Origin of the sequence: Janthinobacterium sp. TND4EL3 (assembly GCF_900156175.1) — a bacterium.
Lineage (GTDB): Bacteria > Pseudomonadota > Gammaproteobacteria > Burkholderiales > Burkholderiaceae_D > Janthinobacterium.
In genome coordinates this window covers 392,737-407,873 of sequence record NZ_FTMV01000003.1, presented here as the reverse complement: position 1 = coordinate 407,873, position 15,137 = coordinate 392,737, and the positions used below count along the sequence as shown (strand labels likewise).

Genomic DNA, 15,137 nt, shown 5'->3' with positions numbered 1-15,137 from the left:
GCTCTCCGGAAGGTGGATTATCGGATCGTGTACTTGAACTGTCCCTGCTTGCCCGCGCCTACGCGGATCGACGTCACCGGCTCGCCCTCGGCCATGCGCGCCAGCACCGCTTCGGCGATCGCCGGCAGCACGCTGCCGTTGAGGATCTGGTCGACGTTGCGCGCGCCCGAATCGACCTCGGTGCAGCGCGCCAGCACCGCCTCGACCAGCGCGGCGTCGTGGCTGAACTGCGCCTGGTGGTTGCGCGCGATGCGCGCGCCGATGCGCGCCAGTTTCAATTCGATGATCTCGGCCAGCACCGCGTCGTTCAGCGGATAGAAGGGCAGCACCTTCAGGCGCCCCAGCAGGGCCGGCTTGAAATGCGCCGCCAGCTGCGGGCGCACCAGTTCTTCCAGCGCGGCCGGCGCAGGCAAGTCCTGCGCCGGCCGGTTCAGGCAGGCGGCCATCATGGCGCCCGAACCCAGGTTCGAGGTGGCGATGATGATGGTGTTGCGAAAATCGACTTCGCGCCCTTCCGCGTCGTCGAGCACGCCCTTGTCGAAGACCTGGAAGAACAATTCGAGCACGTCGGGATGGGCTTTTTCCGCCTCGTCGAGCAGCACCACGCTGTAGGGCTGGCGCCGCACGGCTTCCGTCAGCACGCCGCCCTCGCCGTAGCCGACATAGCCGGGCGGCGAGCCTTTCAGGCCGGCCACGCTGTGCGCTTCCTGGTACTCGCTCATGTTGATGGCAATGAGCTTGCGCTCGCCGCCATACAGCAGATCGGCCAGCGCCAGCGCCGTTTCCGTCTTGCCCGTGCCGGACGGCCCCGTGAACAGGAACACGGCTTGCGGCTTGTTCGGGTCGTCGAGGCCCGCGCGCGCCGTGCGCACGCGCTGCGCCACGGCCTCGATGACGTGGTCCTGTCCCAGCACCCGCTCGCGCAGCGCGCCGTCCAGGGCCAGCACCGTGCGGATCTCGTCCTTGAGCATTTTCCCCAGCGGGATGCCGGTCCAGCCGGCGACGATGCCGGCCACCACCTGCGCATCGACTTCCAGCGGCGCCAAGGGCGCTTCTCCCTGCAGCGCCGCCAGTTCGTCCTTCAGCGCCAGCAGTGTCGCCGCGCCGCTCTCGCCCGGGCGCTCGCCGCGCAGCTGCGCGCGCAGCTCGCCGATCCGCGCCACCAGCGCTCTTTCGCGCTCCCAGCGCTGCGCCAGCGCCGCTATTGCCGCCTGTCCTTCGTCATGCTCGCGCCGCAACTGCGCCAGGCGCGCGGCGCCAGCCTTGCCGGACGCCTCGCCATCGCCCGCCTCGCGCTCCAATGCGGCAATTTCCGCGCCGAGGCGTTCCTGCCGCCGGTGCGCGTTTTCCAGCTGCGCCGGCGTGGCGCTCTGCCCCAGCGCCACCTTGGCGCACGCCGTATCGAGCACGCTGACGGCCTTGTCGGGCAGCTGGCGCCCGCTGATGTAGCGGTGCGACAGGCGCACCGCCTCGACGATGGCGGCGTCGCGCACGCGGATGCCGAAATGGCGCTCCATCAGCGGCGCCATGGCGCGCAGCATGGCGCAGGCGATGTCTTCGCTGGGTTCTTCCACCTTGACCACCTGGAAGCGCCGCGCCAGCGCCGCATCCTTTTCAAAATATTTTTTGTACTCGCTCCAGGTGGTGGCGGCGATGGTGCGCAGGGCGCCGCGCGCCAGCGCCGGTTTGAGCAGGTTGGCCGCGTCGTTCTGCCCCGCCTGGCCGCCCGCTCCTATCATGGTGTGCGCCTCGTCGATGAAGAGGATGACGGCATGCGGGCTTTTCGCCACTTCGTCGATGACGTTCTTCAGCCGGCTTTCGAATTCGCCCTTCACGCTGGCGCCGGCCTGCAGCAAGCCCATGTCGAGCGCGTGGATGTGCGCGCCCTGCAGGACTGCCGGCACGTCGCCGCTGGCGATGCGCAAGGCCAGGCCTTCCACCACGGCCGTCTTGCCCACGCCCGCCTCGCCCGTGAGTATCGGATTATTCTGCCGGCGGCGCAGCAGGATGTCGACGGCCTGGCGGATTTCCGCTTCGCGGCCGATCACGGGATCGAGCCTGCCATCGCGCGCCAGCTGCGTCAGGTCGGTGGTGAACTGGTCCAGCGCCGGCGTCTTCGTCGCCAGTGTTGCCACCGGATCGGCTGGCGTGTCGGCAAGCTGCGGCGCTGCCGCGCTTTCCTCCTCGCCGGAGCCGGCCGTGAGTTTATCCGGATGATGCTTCAACTGCTCGACGCTGAAGCGGGCGAACAGCTTCGAGCCGCGGTAGGCCAGCTGCGACAGTTCCGGCTCCGTCAGCAGCGCCAGCAACAGATGGCGGCTGCGGATGGGTCCCGGCTGCGCCGTGTCCAGCGAAGCGATCAGCCAGGCGTGTTCGAACAGCAGCGGCAGGTGCGGCGAAAACACGGGCGTGCGCGCGCTGCCTGTGCGGAAGCCGCCGATCTCGCGCCGCAGGTCGGCCTCCAGCGCCGTCAGGCTGATTTCGCTGCGCCGCGCGATGGTGACGAAATCGCTGCGCTCCTGTTCCAGCAGGGCCAGGAACAGGTGTTCGATGTCGACTTCGTACTGTCCCAGCCCCACGCAGATAGTCGCGGCGCGGCTGGCGGCCGTGCGCGCCGTGTCATTGAGTTTGGCGATCAGGGTTTTCAGGTTATTGCTCATGCGGCGGCTCCCTTGCGGTTGATCGAATAGCGCAGCGACGACGGCTGCAGCACGGCGTCGAAATTGACCGTCTCGCCGCCGGACTGCACGGCCAGGGTGCCGCTGATGACGAAACCGACGCGGTTGATGGCGCCCGCCTCGCGCTCCAGGCGCGCGCGCACATTGCGCAGGCGCGGTTCGTGGCGTTCGATGGCGGCCTTCAGGGCGGCGCAGATGCGGGCGCGGTCATCGCTGCTGGACAAGCACATGCCGGCAAAATCGATCAGGCCATAGTTGACGATGGACGCGGCGCATTCCGGATAGGCGTCCAGCGCGCCGGGCGGCAGGGCCACGCGCGTGTTGAGCAGTTCTTCCAGGTCGCGCGCCACCGCGTCCTTCAGCTGTTCCAGCGACAGGCGCGCCGCCACGCCACCGCCCTCCGCGCCGCCATCGCCCATCAGGCGGTCGAACAGGCCGGGTACATAACTGTCCATACGCTCTCCTGGAAAGTCGGCGCGGCGCGCAGGCGAAGGTCATCGCCAGGCGCCGCGCGCGATGGATCAAGCCACGCGGTTGGCGGCCAGGTCCCAGCCGCCCGAGGTGTTGCCGCCGGCGCCGCCCGTCACTTTTTGCTGCGTGTATTTCCATTTCACTTTCGAGAACTTGAAGCCGACGTGTTCGCCGAGGATGTCGCCCTCTTCCACGTTCGGCGTGACGGCGCCGATCAGCACATTTTCGATTTCGATTTCAAAGTACTTGACGCGCTCGCCCTGGCCGTCGGCGCGCATGAACTCGAAGCGCGCCTTGGGAACGGTCTTGCCGGCCGAGCAGGTCTGCAGCAGCACCGGCGAGGCCAGGTCGGCCAGCTTGGAGATGACGATGTCCTTGTGCTCGCAGCGTTCGGCCGTGTGCCCGCCGCCCGTCGAGGCGGTGGCGGACTTCGGCTGTTCGACGCTCCAGCTGACCGATTTGCACTCGATCCAGTCCTTGTGCTTGTCATCGGTGGACTCGCCCTTGATGCCGTCTATCTGCAGATATACATCGATTGCCATGGTGTGCTCCTCTGGTTGAAAAAAGGGTGGATCATGAATTGGTCGACTTCGGCAACTCCGCGACCAGTCGGAGCGAAACGGACAGCTCGTCGAGCTGGAAGTGCGGCCGCAGGAAGGACACGGCGCGGTATACGCCGGGCCGGCCCGGCACTTCATGCACCTGCACGGACGCCTCGCGCAGGGGGAACTGCGCCTTCTGTTCCTGGCTGGCGTTATCGTCGAGCAGCACGTACTGCATCAGCCAGCGGTTCAGAAAATCTTCGACGTTGGAGGCGGCGGCAAAGCTGCCGATCTTGTCGCGCATCATGGCCTTCATGTAGTGGGCGATGCGCGAGACGGCAAAGATGTACTGCAGCTGCGACGACAGCACCGCGTTGGCGTTGGCCGCGTCGCTGTTGTACTTGCGGCTCTTCTGCGCCGACTGCGCGCCGAAGAAGGCCGCATACGCCGTGTTCTTGCAGTGCACCAGCGAGATGAAGCCCAGGTCCGACAATTCCTTTTCGCGACGGTCCGTGATCGCCACTTCGGCCGGGCATTTCAGGGCCACGTCGCCCTCGTCCGTCTTGAAGGTGTGGGTCGGCAGGTCGTCCACCAGACCGCCTCCTTCCACGCCGCGGATGGCGGCGCACCAGCCGTAGTCGGCAAAGGCCTGCGTGAGCTTGCTGCCGAACGCATACGCGGCGTTGCACCACAGGTATTTGTGATGGTCGCTGCCGTCGACTTCCTCGACAAAATTGAAACCCTCGACGCTGGTGCCATCGGCGGGATTGAAGGGCAGCCGCCCCAGGAAGCGGGGCAAGGTCAGCCCCACGTAGCGCGCATCCTCGGATTCGCGGAAGGCTTTCCATTTCGCATACTCGATGGTGTCGAAGACCTTGGCCAGGTCACGCGGCTTGCCCAGGTCGCCGTAGCTTTCCAGGCCAAACAGTTCCGGTGCGGCCGAGGCGATGAACGGCGCGTGCGCGGCGGCGGCAATGTGCGACATCTGCTCGACGAAATACATGTCTTCCGGCTGGCGCGAGATGGCGAAGTCGCCCAGCAGCGCGGCGAACGGCGCGCCGCCGAAGGTGCCGAATTCCTCTTCATAGACCTTCTTGAACATGCTGCTCTGGTCGAATTCCAGCGCGGCCTGGAAGTCCTTCACCAGCTCGCGCTTGGTGGCGTTGAACATGCGGATCTGCAGGCGCGTGCCCGTATCGGAATTGCCGACCAGGTAGCGCAGCCCCGTCCAGCTTTGCTCGAGCTGCTGGAACGGCGCCGTGTGCATGATCTCGCTGAGCTGGGCGGAGATCAGGCGGTCGATTTCCGCCACGCGCGCGTCCAGGGTGGCCGACAGGCTGCTGGACATGAGCACCGTGCCGTCGAGCACCTGCGCCACCAGTTCCGAGATCAGGTCGCGCGCGCGCGCGTGCTCGGCGCCGGACTTGGCCACCCGGCTCCGTTCGACGATCTGGTCCAGCAAATCGGCCGCCGGTGCACCGGGGGCGGCTACTGCAAGGGCTTCTGCCTGGGCATTCATCTCAATCCTCCTGCGCCGGGAACTGCGGTTTCAGGGTGGCCAGGCTGTCGGTGTTGTTCAGCACTTCCGTCAGAAGGTCTTCCAGCTTGTCATTGCCGGCCAGCTTGTTGCGCAGGTCGGCCAGCTTGGTGCGCGCCTCGAGCAGCTTGCGCAGCGGTTCGACCTGGCGCACCACCGATTCCGGACGGAAGTCGTCCATCGAGCGGAAATGCAGGTCGACGGCGAAGCTGCCGCCCTCCTCGCCGATACGGTTCGGCACGGCGAAGCGGGCCACCGGCTCCACGCCGGCCAGCACCTCGTCGAAATTGGCGCTGTCGACGGCGACGAACTTGCGGTCCTTCAGGCGCTTCTTGTCGCTGTCCGGATTGCCGCCAAAGTCGCCCAGCACGCCCACCACGAAGGGCAGCTCCTTGTTTTCAATCGCGTCGCCGATTTCGACGTCGTAGGTCATCTGCACGCGCGGCGCGCGTACCTGCTTCAGGCGTTTCTGCACGCTGTCGGACTTGGCCATGTCGCTTCCTTTGCAAAGGGGGAATGGGGATGGCGGCTTATTTCAAGCCGCTGAACGGGTCGGCCGCGCCGGCTTGCGCCGCCGCGCCCTTCGCCGCCGGCGTGCCGGAACCGGCGGCGCGCTTGCCGGCCGCCGGCGGGCGCTTGGCCGGCGGCACCAGCACGTCTTCGCCGATGCTCGCGCGCAGCAGCTTGGCCAGCTCCTGCGCTTCCGAGCGCAGCGAACCATTCAGATTGTTTTGCCGCGACAGGTCGGCCAGCGCCTTGCCGGACAGGCGCAGGCCGCTGACGGCGACGATGCTGTTGGCGACCTTGTCGTCGGGGTCGCGTTCCAGCGCTTCGAGCGCATCGCCGATGGCGTCGCCGTACTGGCCGCGGTCGAACTTCATCTGCGCCATCTGCAGCCACGGCGCCTTGTCGGCCGGGTAGCTGGTGCCGCCCCCCTTGAGCAAGGTCATGGCGCGTTCGTACTGGCCAGCCCGCGCGGCCGCATCGGCCTCGCTCATGACCTGCGCCAGGGTCGGCGCAGCGGGCTTCCTCGGCGCCGGCGCTTCCGTCGTGGCGCAGGCGGCCAGCAGCAAGGCGCCGGCGAGACAGGTAAAACGGGACAAGGTGATGGCAGGCTTCATCTGGGCATTCCTCCACGTGGTGGACGCTGCCGCTGGGAACGATGGGCGGCGCCTTGGTGAGGGCCATTATTGACCGCCAGAATTTTTACCAAATTGAGATTAATCAGCAAAGAAGAAGTTCCGCGCAACATCGCGATGCAACCGCATTCATCCTGATCTGGCGCAGCAATTGCGTCGATCACGGACGGACTTTGCGCCAACGCAAGCAGGCCGCCAGCGCATGCGTTTAAATGGCTGCAACACTTTTATTTCCAGCCGCCATTTTTGCAAGGATCGCCCATGCCATCTGATGCCCCGTGCCGCCTGGCCCGCGCCACCGCGCTACTGCTGCTGTTGCCGCTGGCCGGCTGCGCGGGCGGCGCCATCGGCACCCTCGCCAACGCGGCGCTGCAGATGGCCGGCGTGGCCAAGCCGCCGCCCGAACTGCCGGACGCGCAAAAGCCGCCGCGCAATGTCAGCATCCGCCTGCATGCCGCGCAGCGGCTCAACACGGATGCCGAAGGCAGGCCGCTGGCGCTGGTGGCGCGCATCTACAAGCTGCGCCAGAGGGCCGCGTTCGAGCAGGCGCCCTACGACAGCTTCCTCGACGCGCGCCGGGAACAGGCCGCACTGGGCGCCGACCTGATGGAAGTGAAGGAAGTGCTGCTGGTGCCGGGCCAGCGCTACGAAGTGCAGGAAAAAGTCAGCAAGGAAGCGTCTTTCATCGGCGTCGTGGCGCTGTTCCGCGCGCCGGCCGCGCAGCGCTGGCGCGCCACCTTTGCCGCCGCCGACGTGGAGCGCAGCGGCATCACCGTCGGCATGCATGCCTGCGCCCTGAGCGTGGGCGGCGCGGACGGCGCCATGGCGTCACTGTCGGCGCTGCGCTGCCAGTAAGGCAATCGACCACTACCGCATACCGAAAAGGAGAAGCGACATGGGCATGGCAGCGAAAATCTTGTGGGGCGAAGGCCTGTTCCTGCGGCCGCAGCATTTCCAGCGCCAGGATCAGTATCACGAAATGCGGCTGCACCGCACGGCCAGCGCGCTGCATCCATATCTGTGGGGCGTGGCGCACATGGAATGGGACCTCGCCGCGCTGAAGACGGGCACCTTGCGCCTGCAGGCGCTGTCGGCCATCTTCCGCGACGGCGAAGTCTACGACGCTCCCGGCGACGGCACGCCGGGCAGCGACGCCCTGCCCCCGCCCGTCGACCTGGAGGCACTGCCGCCGGCCCTGCAGCAAGTGACCTATTACGCGGCCCTGCCGGTGCTCAACGGCGAAGGCATGAACTACACGGCCCCCGGCAAGCCGGAAAACGCGTCAGGCGGCGCACCGCCGAACACCCGCTTCGTGCACGCCATGCGCGCCACGCCCGACCTGTTTACGGAGTCTGCCGTGGCCGACGTGGCCTACTTGCGCAAAGCCCTGCGCCTGGTTCCCGACAGCGAGACGCGCGGCTCCTACGACTGCCTGCCGCTGATCTCGCTGCGGCGCACGGTGTCGGGCGGCTTTGAACCGGTGCCGTCGTTCATGGCGCCCAGCCTGGCGATCGCCGGCGCGCCGCGCCTGCAAGACCTGCTGGAGCGCCTGCTCGACGCGCTGCAGGCCAAGGTGGGCGCGCTGCACGGCCACCACCGCGAACCGAGCCGCAACGTGATCGAATTCCGCTCCGGCGACGTATCCTCGTTCTGGCTGCTGCACACGGTGAGCACGGCCGCCGCCGCGCTGATGCACTACGCGCGCCATCCGGCCCTGCATCCCGAACGCCTGTACGAAGCGCTGCTGGGCCTCGCGGGCGGCCTGCTCAGCTACTCCAGGCACTACACGCTGGCCAGCCTGCCCGTCTACGACCACGCGCAGCCGGGCGCCTGCTTCGACGCCATCGACGCCATCATCCGCGAACTGCTCGACACGGTCATCTCGTCGAAGTATTTTTCCATCGCCCTGCTGGAAGACAAGCCGTCCTACCACCTGGGCAAGCTCGACTCGGGCAAGATCGACCGGCACACCACCCTGTACCTGGCCATCCGCGCCGCCATGCCCGCCCTCGAACTGGTGGACGTGGTGCCCGTGCGCGTCAAGGTGGGCGCGCCCGACGACGTGGAAAAATGCGTGCTGTCGGCCATGCCGGGCGTAAAACTGTCGCATGCGCCGCAGGTGCCCGCCGCCATCCCCGTGCGGCCCGACACCTATTATTTTGCGATCGACAACCGCGGCGCGCTGTATGAGCAGATGCTCAAGGCGCAATCGATTGCCGTCTACGTGCCGGCCGGCATACGCGACCTGCAGCTCGAACTGATCGCGGTGACGGCATGAGCCAGCTCATCGAACGGCGCGCGGCGCCATCACAGCAGGGGCCGCGCGGCCACGCCCCAACCGGCACGCGCCAGGCCGACGGCGCCCTGCTCGACCTGATGCACGAAGGTTTTTACATGCTGTTCATGCTGAAGCACGGCTCGGCGCCCGCCGACGAGCAGAGTTTCATGGAGCACATCACGGCCTTCCTCGGCGACTTCGAACGCGAAGCGAAAAAGATCCGCGCCGACGGCGACGACATCGAGGCGGCCAAGTATGCGTTCTGCGCGGCCGTCGATGAAATCATCCTCGCTTCGCCGTTCGCCCTGCGCAAGCAGTGGGAACGGCGCCCGCTGCAGCTGCTGATCTTCGGCGACCAGCTGGCCGGCGAACACTTTTTCGACCGCCTCGACGCCTTGCGCGGCAAGGGCGCCATGCGCGTGCAGGCGCTGCAGGTCTTCCATATGTGCCTGCTGCTGGGCTTCCAGGGCAAGTATGCGATCGACGGCGGCGAAAAACTCAGCTACCTGACGGCGCGCCTGGGCGACGAGATCGCCCACATCAAGGGCAGGAGCCGGGGCTTCGCGCCGCGCGCCGGGCGCCCCGACCAGGTGGTCAACAAGCGCCGCAGCGACGTGCCGCTGTGGGCGCTGACCAGCGTCTTCGCCCTACTGGCCGTCTGCGCCTACCTGGCCCTGAAGACGCAGCTCGCGCATGGCACGCAAACGACCCTGGCCGCGTATGCGGACCTGGTCAGGCTGGCGCCGAGTCCGGCGAGCCTGACCATCACCCTGCCCTGATCAACGCACGTTGATCATTGCGCGATTCTGAACTCGATGCGCCGGTTCCTCGCCCGCCCGTCGGCCGTGGCGTTGCTGGCCACGGGGCGGTCCGGGCCCTGGCCCGAGGCCAGCACCATGTCCGGCTTGATGCCCTGCGTGGCCAGGTAGGCGCGCACGGCGTCGGCGCGCGCCTCGCTCAGGGCCACGTTGCTGGCGCGCAGGCCCGTGTTGTCCGTGTGGCCTATCACTTCCACCTTGCGTCCCTTGAGCTTTTGCATGGCAGCGGCCATCTCGTCGAGAATGGCCAGGCCCGCCGCCGTGATGCTCGCCTTGCCGCTGTCGAATTCGATGATGCGTTTGTCCAGCGCGGCGTCGAGCAGTCCCTGCTCGGCCTCGGCCGCCTTGACGCGCAAGCCGTTGTTGACGACGTAGGTGGGATTGAGGCTGGTGGCGATGTCGCTGGCGATCTGCTGGCGCTGCGCCTCGTTGGCCACCTCGCCGCGCACGCTGACGTTGTTGCCGGCGATGCTGATCTGCCCCCGCGAAATGAGCTTCAGGTTCGGCGCGATGAGTTTTTGCACGTAGGCGTTCCAGTTGGCCGGCACGGCTACCTTGCCGATGGCGATCTGGTCGACCACGCGCTCGGCGCCATACAGCTCGCGCAAGCGGGCCAGCACGGCCGCCTTTGCCGCTTCGTCGGCCAGGGTGCCCGTGACGAGGATCTGGCCCGGCATGGGCGTGGCGGGCGCCTGCGCCTGCACCTGGGCATGGCCGGGCGTGGCGGCGAGCAGCAGCAGGAAGAGAACCGTTGGTTTCATCGCAATCCTTCAGGCAAAGGTATCCGTGAACATGGCGCAGGCCGAGCGCAGCGACAGCTGCTCCTGCTGCAGGCAGGCGGACAGGCGGCGCAAGGCCGGGTCCTGGCCCAGCTGCCCGTCGACCCAGTCCAGCTGGTCGAGGACGACCAGCCTTTCGCCGGCCGCCTGCGGGTCGATCAGGGCGCGCAAGCCATGCGGGTCGGCGCCGCAAAAGCCGATCACCAGCACCGGCGCCTCGTCCAGATGGGCAAAGAACAGCGCCAGCTCGACATCGGCGTGGTGCAGGAACGGCGTGACCAGGTGCAGCCAGAAGCTGGCCGCCAGCGGGCGCGCCTGCGCATCCTGCGGCAGCGGCAGCACCAGGCTCTTTTCCAGGCGCTGCCGCCCGCTCTGGCGCACGGGCCGCAGCAGCAGGCCAAGCCCCAGCAGCAGTTCGCGCAGCGTCACGGGAAACGCGGGCGAGGCCAGCATGGCTTGCAGGCTGCGCACCGTCTGCGCCTGCAGGAAGGCGGCAAGTTGCGCCGCATGGCAAGCGGCGGCCGTGTCGATTTCCAGCACGTTGCCGGCCAGCGCCAGCAGCGCCGGCCCCGGTTCCGCGCTGGCCACGATGCCCTGCGACAGCTGCTCCACGCGCTGCCACAGGGGTGCCAGCACCAGCGGGCTGCAGGCGACGAAGGCGCCGGCATCCTCGACTTCCAGCGCGCCCATGGCCAGGAAGGGGAAGCGCCTGTGCGACTGGTCGCTGCTCGCTTCGAGGCGCCCGGCGATGGCGCGCCGGCTGCGCGTGCCGACGAAGGCAAAACGCAGGGGCGGCAAGGCGTCGTAATTGAGCTTCCAGCGCGGTTCCGCCGTCAGCGCGTTCATGACCTGCGCCAGCCAGGCGTCGAGCAGCTGCACCAGCGCGTGGCTGTCGCAGGCCTTGATGAAGTCGCCGCGCGCGGGAATCTTGCCGAAGTAGCCGAGGCGCACCTGCTGCGCCGCGCGCTTCATGGCGCCACCCCGGACACGGCAGCGGCGAGGGACGGCGCGGCCGGGGCAGACGCGCCCGGCGTGCCGACGATGGTCTCGGGCAGCTGCATGCCGCGAAAGCCCTGCTCCTGCACCGCCGCTGTTCCTCCCGCGCCCGCCCCTGTCGTCTCGGGGCTGCTGGTGATCTTCAGGTCCAGCGCCACGGCCACGTCGCCGCGCGTCCAGCGCAGCTCGAACACGCCGCCGTCCTTGCGCTTCTTGGCCGCCGCGTCGATCATGCGCTTCAGGCCGAACTGGCCCGGCTCGTTGAACAGTTCCACCGTGCGCCCGTCGAAGGTGACGGCCGTGATGCGCGCCCCCTGCATGCCCGACGCGCCCTGCGGCCCCGGATGGACCATGTTCGTCCACTGCGCCGGCGTGTTGCGGTAGCGCAGCTGCTGGCCGTCGATCTCCACCGTGTATTCCAGCGTGCCCGGCGCGGGCGACGGCTGGATCTGGAACACGGTTTGCGCCGCGCCGGAGGCGGCCGCCACGCCGCCCGCGCCCAGCGGCGCGATCCAGCCGGGAAAGCGCGCCACCACCTGCGGCGACAGGCTGATGCCCATGTCGGCCCAGGTGCGCGGCGCCAGCACGTCGCCGCGCCGCACCACCAGCGGTCCCATCGAGGTGGTGACGAATTTCGCCACCAGCCCTTCCGGGCCGAAGAACTGGCCGATCTCCAGGTTGCTGGCCTCGATGCGCGCGCTTGGCGCAAACGGATATTTGTTGGCCAGCGACTTCTGGAACGGTTCATACACCTGCGCCGTCCACGTCTTGTTCAGGTCCAGCTCGGCCGGCGCGACGATGACGGCGAAGGTCTGCATCAGGGGCCGCACGAGGATGGGACGTATCGCCTGCTTCTGCGCGTCGCTCATCCCCGTGAGCATCTGCTCGTCGACCAGTTTCAGGGCGTCGGCCAGCTCGGAGCCGCTGCCCTCCAGCGTCTGCTGCATGAACTGGCGCGCGCCCGGTCCCGCGTCGCCCTGGTTCTTCAGCAGGTTCAAACGGCTGCGCAGTTTCGACAGCGCTTCCAGGTAGGCGCGCATCAGCGAGGCATTGTTGTCCCTGGCCGCCACCAGCTTGCCCACGCCGGCAAATTCGCGTCCCACGGGTCCCATGGGCTTGTCCAGGCGGGCCGGGTCGAGCTGCGCATTGAGGCCGGGACTGGCCGTCAGCTGCGACGGCGCGCGGCGCAGCACCGTTTCCTTGAACCAGGCGATGATGCCCCGCTCGGCCTTGCGCAATTGCGCGTTCTGCAGCGCCGGGTTGTCCCACGAGGTTTCCTCGTAAATCGTCGTCAGCAGTTTGGCGATCGGCGAAGACTGCGGGTCGCCCAGGCGGTTCATCGCCTGCACGGCGCCGTCAAATCCCTTCAGGTCGGCGACGGCCACGCCCTGCACGAATTTCTGCCACTCGCGCGCGTAGTCGGCCTTGTACATGGCCACCAGGTTTTTCTCGATCTGCTCCGGGCTGCCTTCCAGGGTCAGGTCGTCGGTGGAAGCGCTTTTCAGCACCCAGTCGGCGCTTTGCAGCTCGCGGTTGGCGGCGTCGCGGAACGCGCCTTCGACGAATTTTTCCCAGGCCTGGCGGGTAAAGGCGCCGGAGACGGCGTAGCTGCCCGCCAGCAGCGCCTGGTCCTGTTCGCCCACGATGCGCGCCACCGTCATGCCGGCAAAGCGCGTCGAGGCGCGCGCCTTGATGTCGGCATACACGCGCTCGCGCGCCGGCATGCCGCGCACCACGCGGCGCAGGTTTTCGCGCGCCTGGTCGACCAGCGCCAGCTTCTGTTCGATGCGCGGCCACGACGGGTCATTCACCTGGGCCAGGTAGAACGTCAGCAGCCGTTCGGCGCTGCGTATCATCTGCTCGCGCGGCATGGCGCCGCGGTTGGCTTCCAGCCAGCCGCGCCAGAATCGGGTCAGCTGGTCGTTCAGGTGGCTGCTTTCCGCATGCGTCTTGTCGGCCAGCATCAGATAGGTCTTCAGCGCGTTGTAGGCGTCTTCCACATTCGTCGCGCTGGCCGCCTGGTACTGCAGGCCGCGCGCGGCGACGGGCGTCTGCGGCGTGCGCGCCGCCGGCTGCAGCTGCTCGGCGCTGGCGTTCATCTCGAACAGCAAGGCTTCCAGCGCGCCCGTCACCGGTTCAAGCATCACGTGGCGCGCGCCGGCGAAGTATTCCTCGCGCAGCTTGCGCTCCAGCAACTCGCCCTGATACAGGCCCATGCGCAAGGACCACGGTCGTTGCGTACGGTACGCTTCCAGCTGCTCGATGCGGTCCTGCAGGATGTCCAGCGCTTCCAGGCGCGACTGCAAGTCCAGCCGCTGCTCCTGCAGCCGCACCACTTTATTTAGATCGGCCTCGACATTGGCCACCAGCTGCCGGTTGCCCAGGTAAGACCAGCTCCAGCCGCCCAGGCAGGCGCCCAGGGCCATGGTGGCCGTGAAGAAGACGGCATACTTGAAGCGCACCTTGGCGCGGCTCGCGTAGTTGGCGACCAGGTGCTGGTCGGCAAAGATCACCTTGCGGAACAGCTCCAGCAGGAAATAGCCATGCTGGCGCGCCCCCGGCGGCGCCACGGCCGGGACGGGCGTAAAGGCCAGGTCGAAGCGGCGCGCCACCTGCTGCGAGGAAGCGCTGACGGGCTCGCCCTCCTGCAGCGCGCTGGTGAAATAAAAGCCGCGAAACACGGGCTGGAACTGGAACGGATTTTCCTCGAACAGGGTGGCGATGAAGGCGCGCAGGGCCGGCTTGATGGCGGCAAATTCCAGCGGGAAGGTAAAGACGCCCGGCGCCAGCGTCTTGCGCTGCCGGTGCGCCATGTTGGCCAGGCTCAGTTCCGTCAAGCCATCGTGCAATTCATCGAAGCTCTCGTCGAAGAAATTGAGCAGGTCGGCCGTGGGCAGTTTGCGCCGGTACGGCATGGTGGCGCCCCAGACGCGCTCGCGCTCGCTGCGCTCGGCGTCGGCAAAAAACTCCGCGAAGCCGGAGATCAGGTCAGCCTTGGTAAACACGATGTACAGGGGCGCGAACACTTCCAGGCGCTCGATGACGTCCTGCACGCGCTTGCGCAGGCTGCGCGCCAGCTGCATGCCCACGTCGGGGTCGCCTTTCAATTCGGCGATGCTGACGGCGATGAGGATGCCGTTGACGGGCGCCTTGCGCCGGTATTTCTTCAGCAGGTCGAGAAAGCCGAACCACTCGCCGCGGTGCTCGTCGACGACGGAGTAGCGCCCTGCCGTGTCGAGCACGATGCCGTCCGTGGTGAAAAACCAGTCGCAGTTGCGCGTGCCGCCCACGCCTTGCACGATCTTGCCGTCGGCGAAAGGAAATTGCAGGCCCGAATGCAGGATGGCGCTGCTCTTGCCGGCGGCCGGGTTGCCGATGATCATGTACCACGGCAATTCGTACAGGGCGGCGGCGCCCGATTTGAGGCCCAGCTTGGACGTCTTGATGGTTTCGATGGCGGCCAGCAGGCCCGTGCGCACGGCGTCGAGTTCACCCTGCTGCGCGTTGTTGGCCGGCGAGGCCGAGGCCGCCTGTGCGGCGGCGATTTCCGCCTCGTTGAGGATGGCTTGCCCCAGCGCCTGCGCATCGCGCCGCGCGCGGCGGCGGCGCCACAGCCACAGGCCCAGCCAGGTGACAAAAGCCAGCAGCAGCAAGGCCAGCGCCCACACGAGGGCCACTTCGAGCGCCTCGGCGCCCAGGTAGAGGAAAACGGCCAGCGCCGCGAAGCCGAGGATGGTCAGATTGCGGCTGTCGGTCAGGAAATGCCAGATTCGTCGCAGCATGATGAGCCCAGAGTGAGGTCGCACGGCAGGAAGGGCGCCGCCGCACGGCAAGGCGGACGCAGCCCATCCTGACAGCAATCGCGCCAGGCTTTGTTGAGATATGACAAGTGTTGCATG

At 67.6% G+C, this 15,137-nt stretch carries 12 protein-coding genes; 3 read left to right on the top strand and 9 right to left on the bottom strand.

The window, feature by feature from the left end:
• Positions 1–17: 17 nt before the first annotated feature.
• The 6 genes from tssH to BXA07_RS07735 all read right to left on the bottom strand — a co-directional run bounded on the left by tssH (position 18) and on the right by BXA07_RS07735 (position 6,349).
• Complete coding sequence (gene tssH / locus BXA07_RS07760) at positions 18–2,660, bottom strand: type VI secretion system ATPase TssH (protein WP_076567010.1); 2,643 nt, start codon at positions 2,658–2,660, stop codon at positions 18–20.
• Positions 2,657–3,133 (bottom strand): type VI secretion system baseplate subunit TssE, encoded by a 477-nt coding sequence (tssE, locus tag BXA07_RS07755; RefSeq protein ID WP_076567008.1) that lies wholly within the window; start codon positions 3,131–3,133, stop codon positions 2,657–2,659. Before tssE ends, tssH begins: the two co-directional genes overlap by 4 nt.
• A gap of 66 nt (positions 3,134–3,199) precedes the next feature.
• Entirely contained in the window at positions 3,200–3,691 is a 492-nt protein-coding gene (locus tag BXA07_RS07750) for an Hcp family type VI secretion system effector (protein ID WP_076567007.1), read from the bottom strand.
• Between the two features lie 31 nt (positions 3,692–3,722).
• On the bottom strand, positions 3,723–5,210 hold the full coding sequence (tssC, locus tag BXA07_RS07745) for a type VI secretion system contractile sheath large subunit (RefSeq protein ID WP_076567005.1): 1,488 nt from the start codon (positions 5,208–5,210) through the stop codon (positions 3,723–3,725).
• Between the two features lies 1 nt (position 5,211).
• Entirely contained in the window at positions 5,212–5,721 is a 510-nt protein-coding gene (tssB, locus tag BXA07_RS07740) for a type VI secretion system contractile sheath small subunit (protein WP_076567004.1), read from the bottom strand.
• A 37-nt stretch (positions 5,722–5,758) separates the two neighbouring features.
• Positions 5,759–6,349 (bottom strand): tetratricopeptide repeat protein, encoded by a 591-nt coding sequence (locus BXA07_RS07735; RefSeq protein ID WP_076567002.1) that lies wholly within the window; start codon positions 6,347–6,349, stop codon positions 5,759–5,761.
• A 279-nt stretch (positions 6,350–6,628) separates the two neighbouring features.
• On the opposite strand from BXA07_RS07735, the gene tssJ reads away from it, so the two are divergent.
• Genes tssJ through icmH form a run of 3 tightly spaced genes read left to right on the top strand, consistent with a single transcriptional unit; the run spans position 6,629 to position 9,424 of the window.
• The gene (gene tssJ, locus BXA07_RS07730; RefSeq protein WP_076567000.1) at positions 6,629–7,222 is read left to right on the top strand and encodes a type VI secretion system lipoprotein TssJ; all 594 of its coding nucleotides are present in this window, start codon (positions 6,629–6,631) and stop codon (positions 7,220–7,222) included.
• Between the two features lie 40 nt (positions 7,223–7,262).
• Complete coding sequence (tssK, locus tag BXA07_RS07725) at positions 7,263–8,645, top strand: type VI secretion system baseplate subunit TssK (protein ID WP_076566998.1); 1,383 nt, start codon at positions 7,263–7,265, stop codon at positions 8,643–8,645.
• Positions 8,642–9,424, top strand: a complete 783-nt coding sequence (icmH, locus tag BXA07_RS07720) for a type IVB secretion system protein IcmH/DotU (protein WP_076566997.1) — start codon at positions 8,642–8,644, stop codon at positions 9,422–9,424. The genes tssK and icmH overlap by 4 nt, the downstream gene beginning before the upstream one ends.
• Before the next feature lie 14 nt (positions 9,425–9,438).
• Here icmH and BXA07_RS07715 read toward each other — a convergent pair whose 3' ends face one another.
• The 3 genes from BXA07_RS07715 to tssM are packed head-to-tail and all read right to left on the bottom strand — an operon-like array spanning position 9,439 to position 15,020.
• On the bottom strand, positions 9,439–10,224 hold the full coding sequence (locus BXA07_RS07715; RefSeq protein WP_076566995.1) for an OmpA family protein: 786 nt from the start codon (positions 10,222–10,224) through the stop codon (positions 9,439–9,441).
• Between the two features lie 9 nt (positions 10,225–10,233).
• On the bottom strand, positions 10,234–11,214 hold the full coding sequence (gene tagF, locus BXA07_RS07710; RefSeq protein ID WP_076566994.1) for a type VI secretion system-associated protein TagF: 981 nt from the start codon (positions 11,212–11,214) through the stop codon (positions 10,234–10,236).
• A complete protein-coding gene (gene tssM / locus BXA07_RS07705) occupies positions 11,211–15,020 on the bottom strand; it encodes a type VI secretion system membrane subunit TssM (protein ID WP_170909623.1) in 3,810 nt (1,269 codons plus the stop codon). Before tssM ends, tagF begins: the two co-directional genes overlap by 4 nt.
• Between the last annotated feature and the right edge of the window lie 117 nt (positions 15,021–15,137).

Excerpts from the sequence above, each read along its gene's own strand:
- tssE (WP_076567008.1), bottom strand. The coding sequence starts at position 3,133 with ATGGACAGTTATGTACCCGGCCTGTTCGACCGCCTGATGGGCGATGGC.
- BXA07_RS07750 (WP_076567007.1), bottom strand. The coding sequence starts at position 3,691 with ATGGCAATCGATGTATATCTGCAGATAGACGGCATCAAGGGCGAGTCC.
- tssM (WP_170909623.1), bottom strand. The coding sequence starts at position 15,020 with ATGCTGCGACGAATCTGGCATTTCCTGACCGACAGCCGCAATCTGACC.
- BXA07_RS07735 (WP_076567002.1), bottom strand. The coding sequence starts at position 6,349 with ATGAAGCCTGCCATCACCTTGTCCCGTTTTACCTGTCTCGCCGGCGCC.
- BXA07_RS07715 (WP_076566995.1), bottom strand. The coding sequence starts at position 10,224 with ATGAAACCAACGGTTCTCTTCCTGCTGCTGCTCGCCGCCACGCCCGGC.
- tssJ (WP_076567000.1), top strand. The coding sequence starts at position 6,629 with ATGCCATCTGATGCCCCGTGCCGCCTGGCCCGCGCCACCGCGCTACTG.
- tssH (WP_076567010.1), bottom strand. The coding sequence starts at position 2,660 with ATGAGCAATAACCTGAAAACCCTGATCGCCAAACTCAATGACACGGCG.
- tagF (WP_076566994.1), bottom strand. The coding sequence starts at position 11,214 with ATGAAGCGCGCGGCGCAGCAGGTGCGCCTCGGCTACTTCGGCAAGATT.
- icmH (WP_076566997.1), top strand. The coding sequence starts at position 8,642 with ATGAGCCAGCTCATCGAACGGCGCGCGGCGCCATCACAGCAGGGGCCG.
- tssC (WP_076567005.1), bottom strand. The coding sequence starts at position 5,210 with ATGAATGCCCAGGCAGAAGCCCTTGCAGTAGCCGCCCCCGGTGCACCG.
- tssB (WP_076567004.1), bottom strand. The coding sequence starts at position 5,721 with ATGGCCAAGTCCGACAGCGTGCAGAAACGCCTGAAGCAGGTACGCGCG.
- tssK (WP_076566998.1), top strand. The coding sequence starts at position 7,263 with ATGGGCATGGCAGCGAAAATCTTGTGGGGCGAAGGCCTGTTCCTGCGG.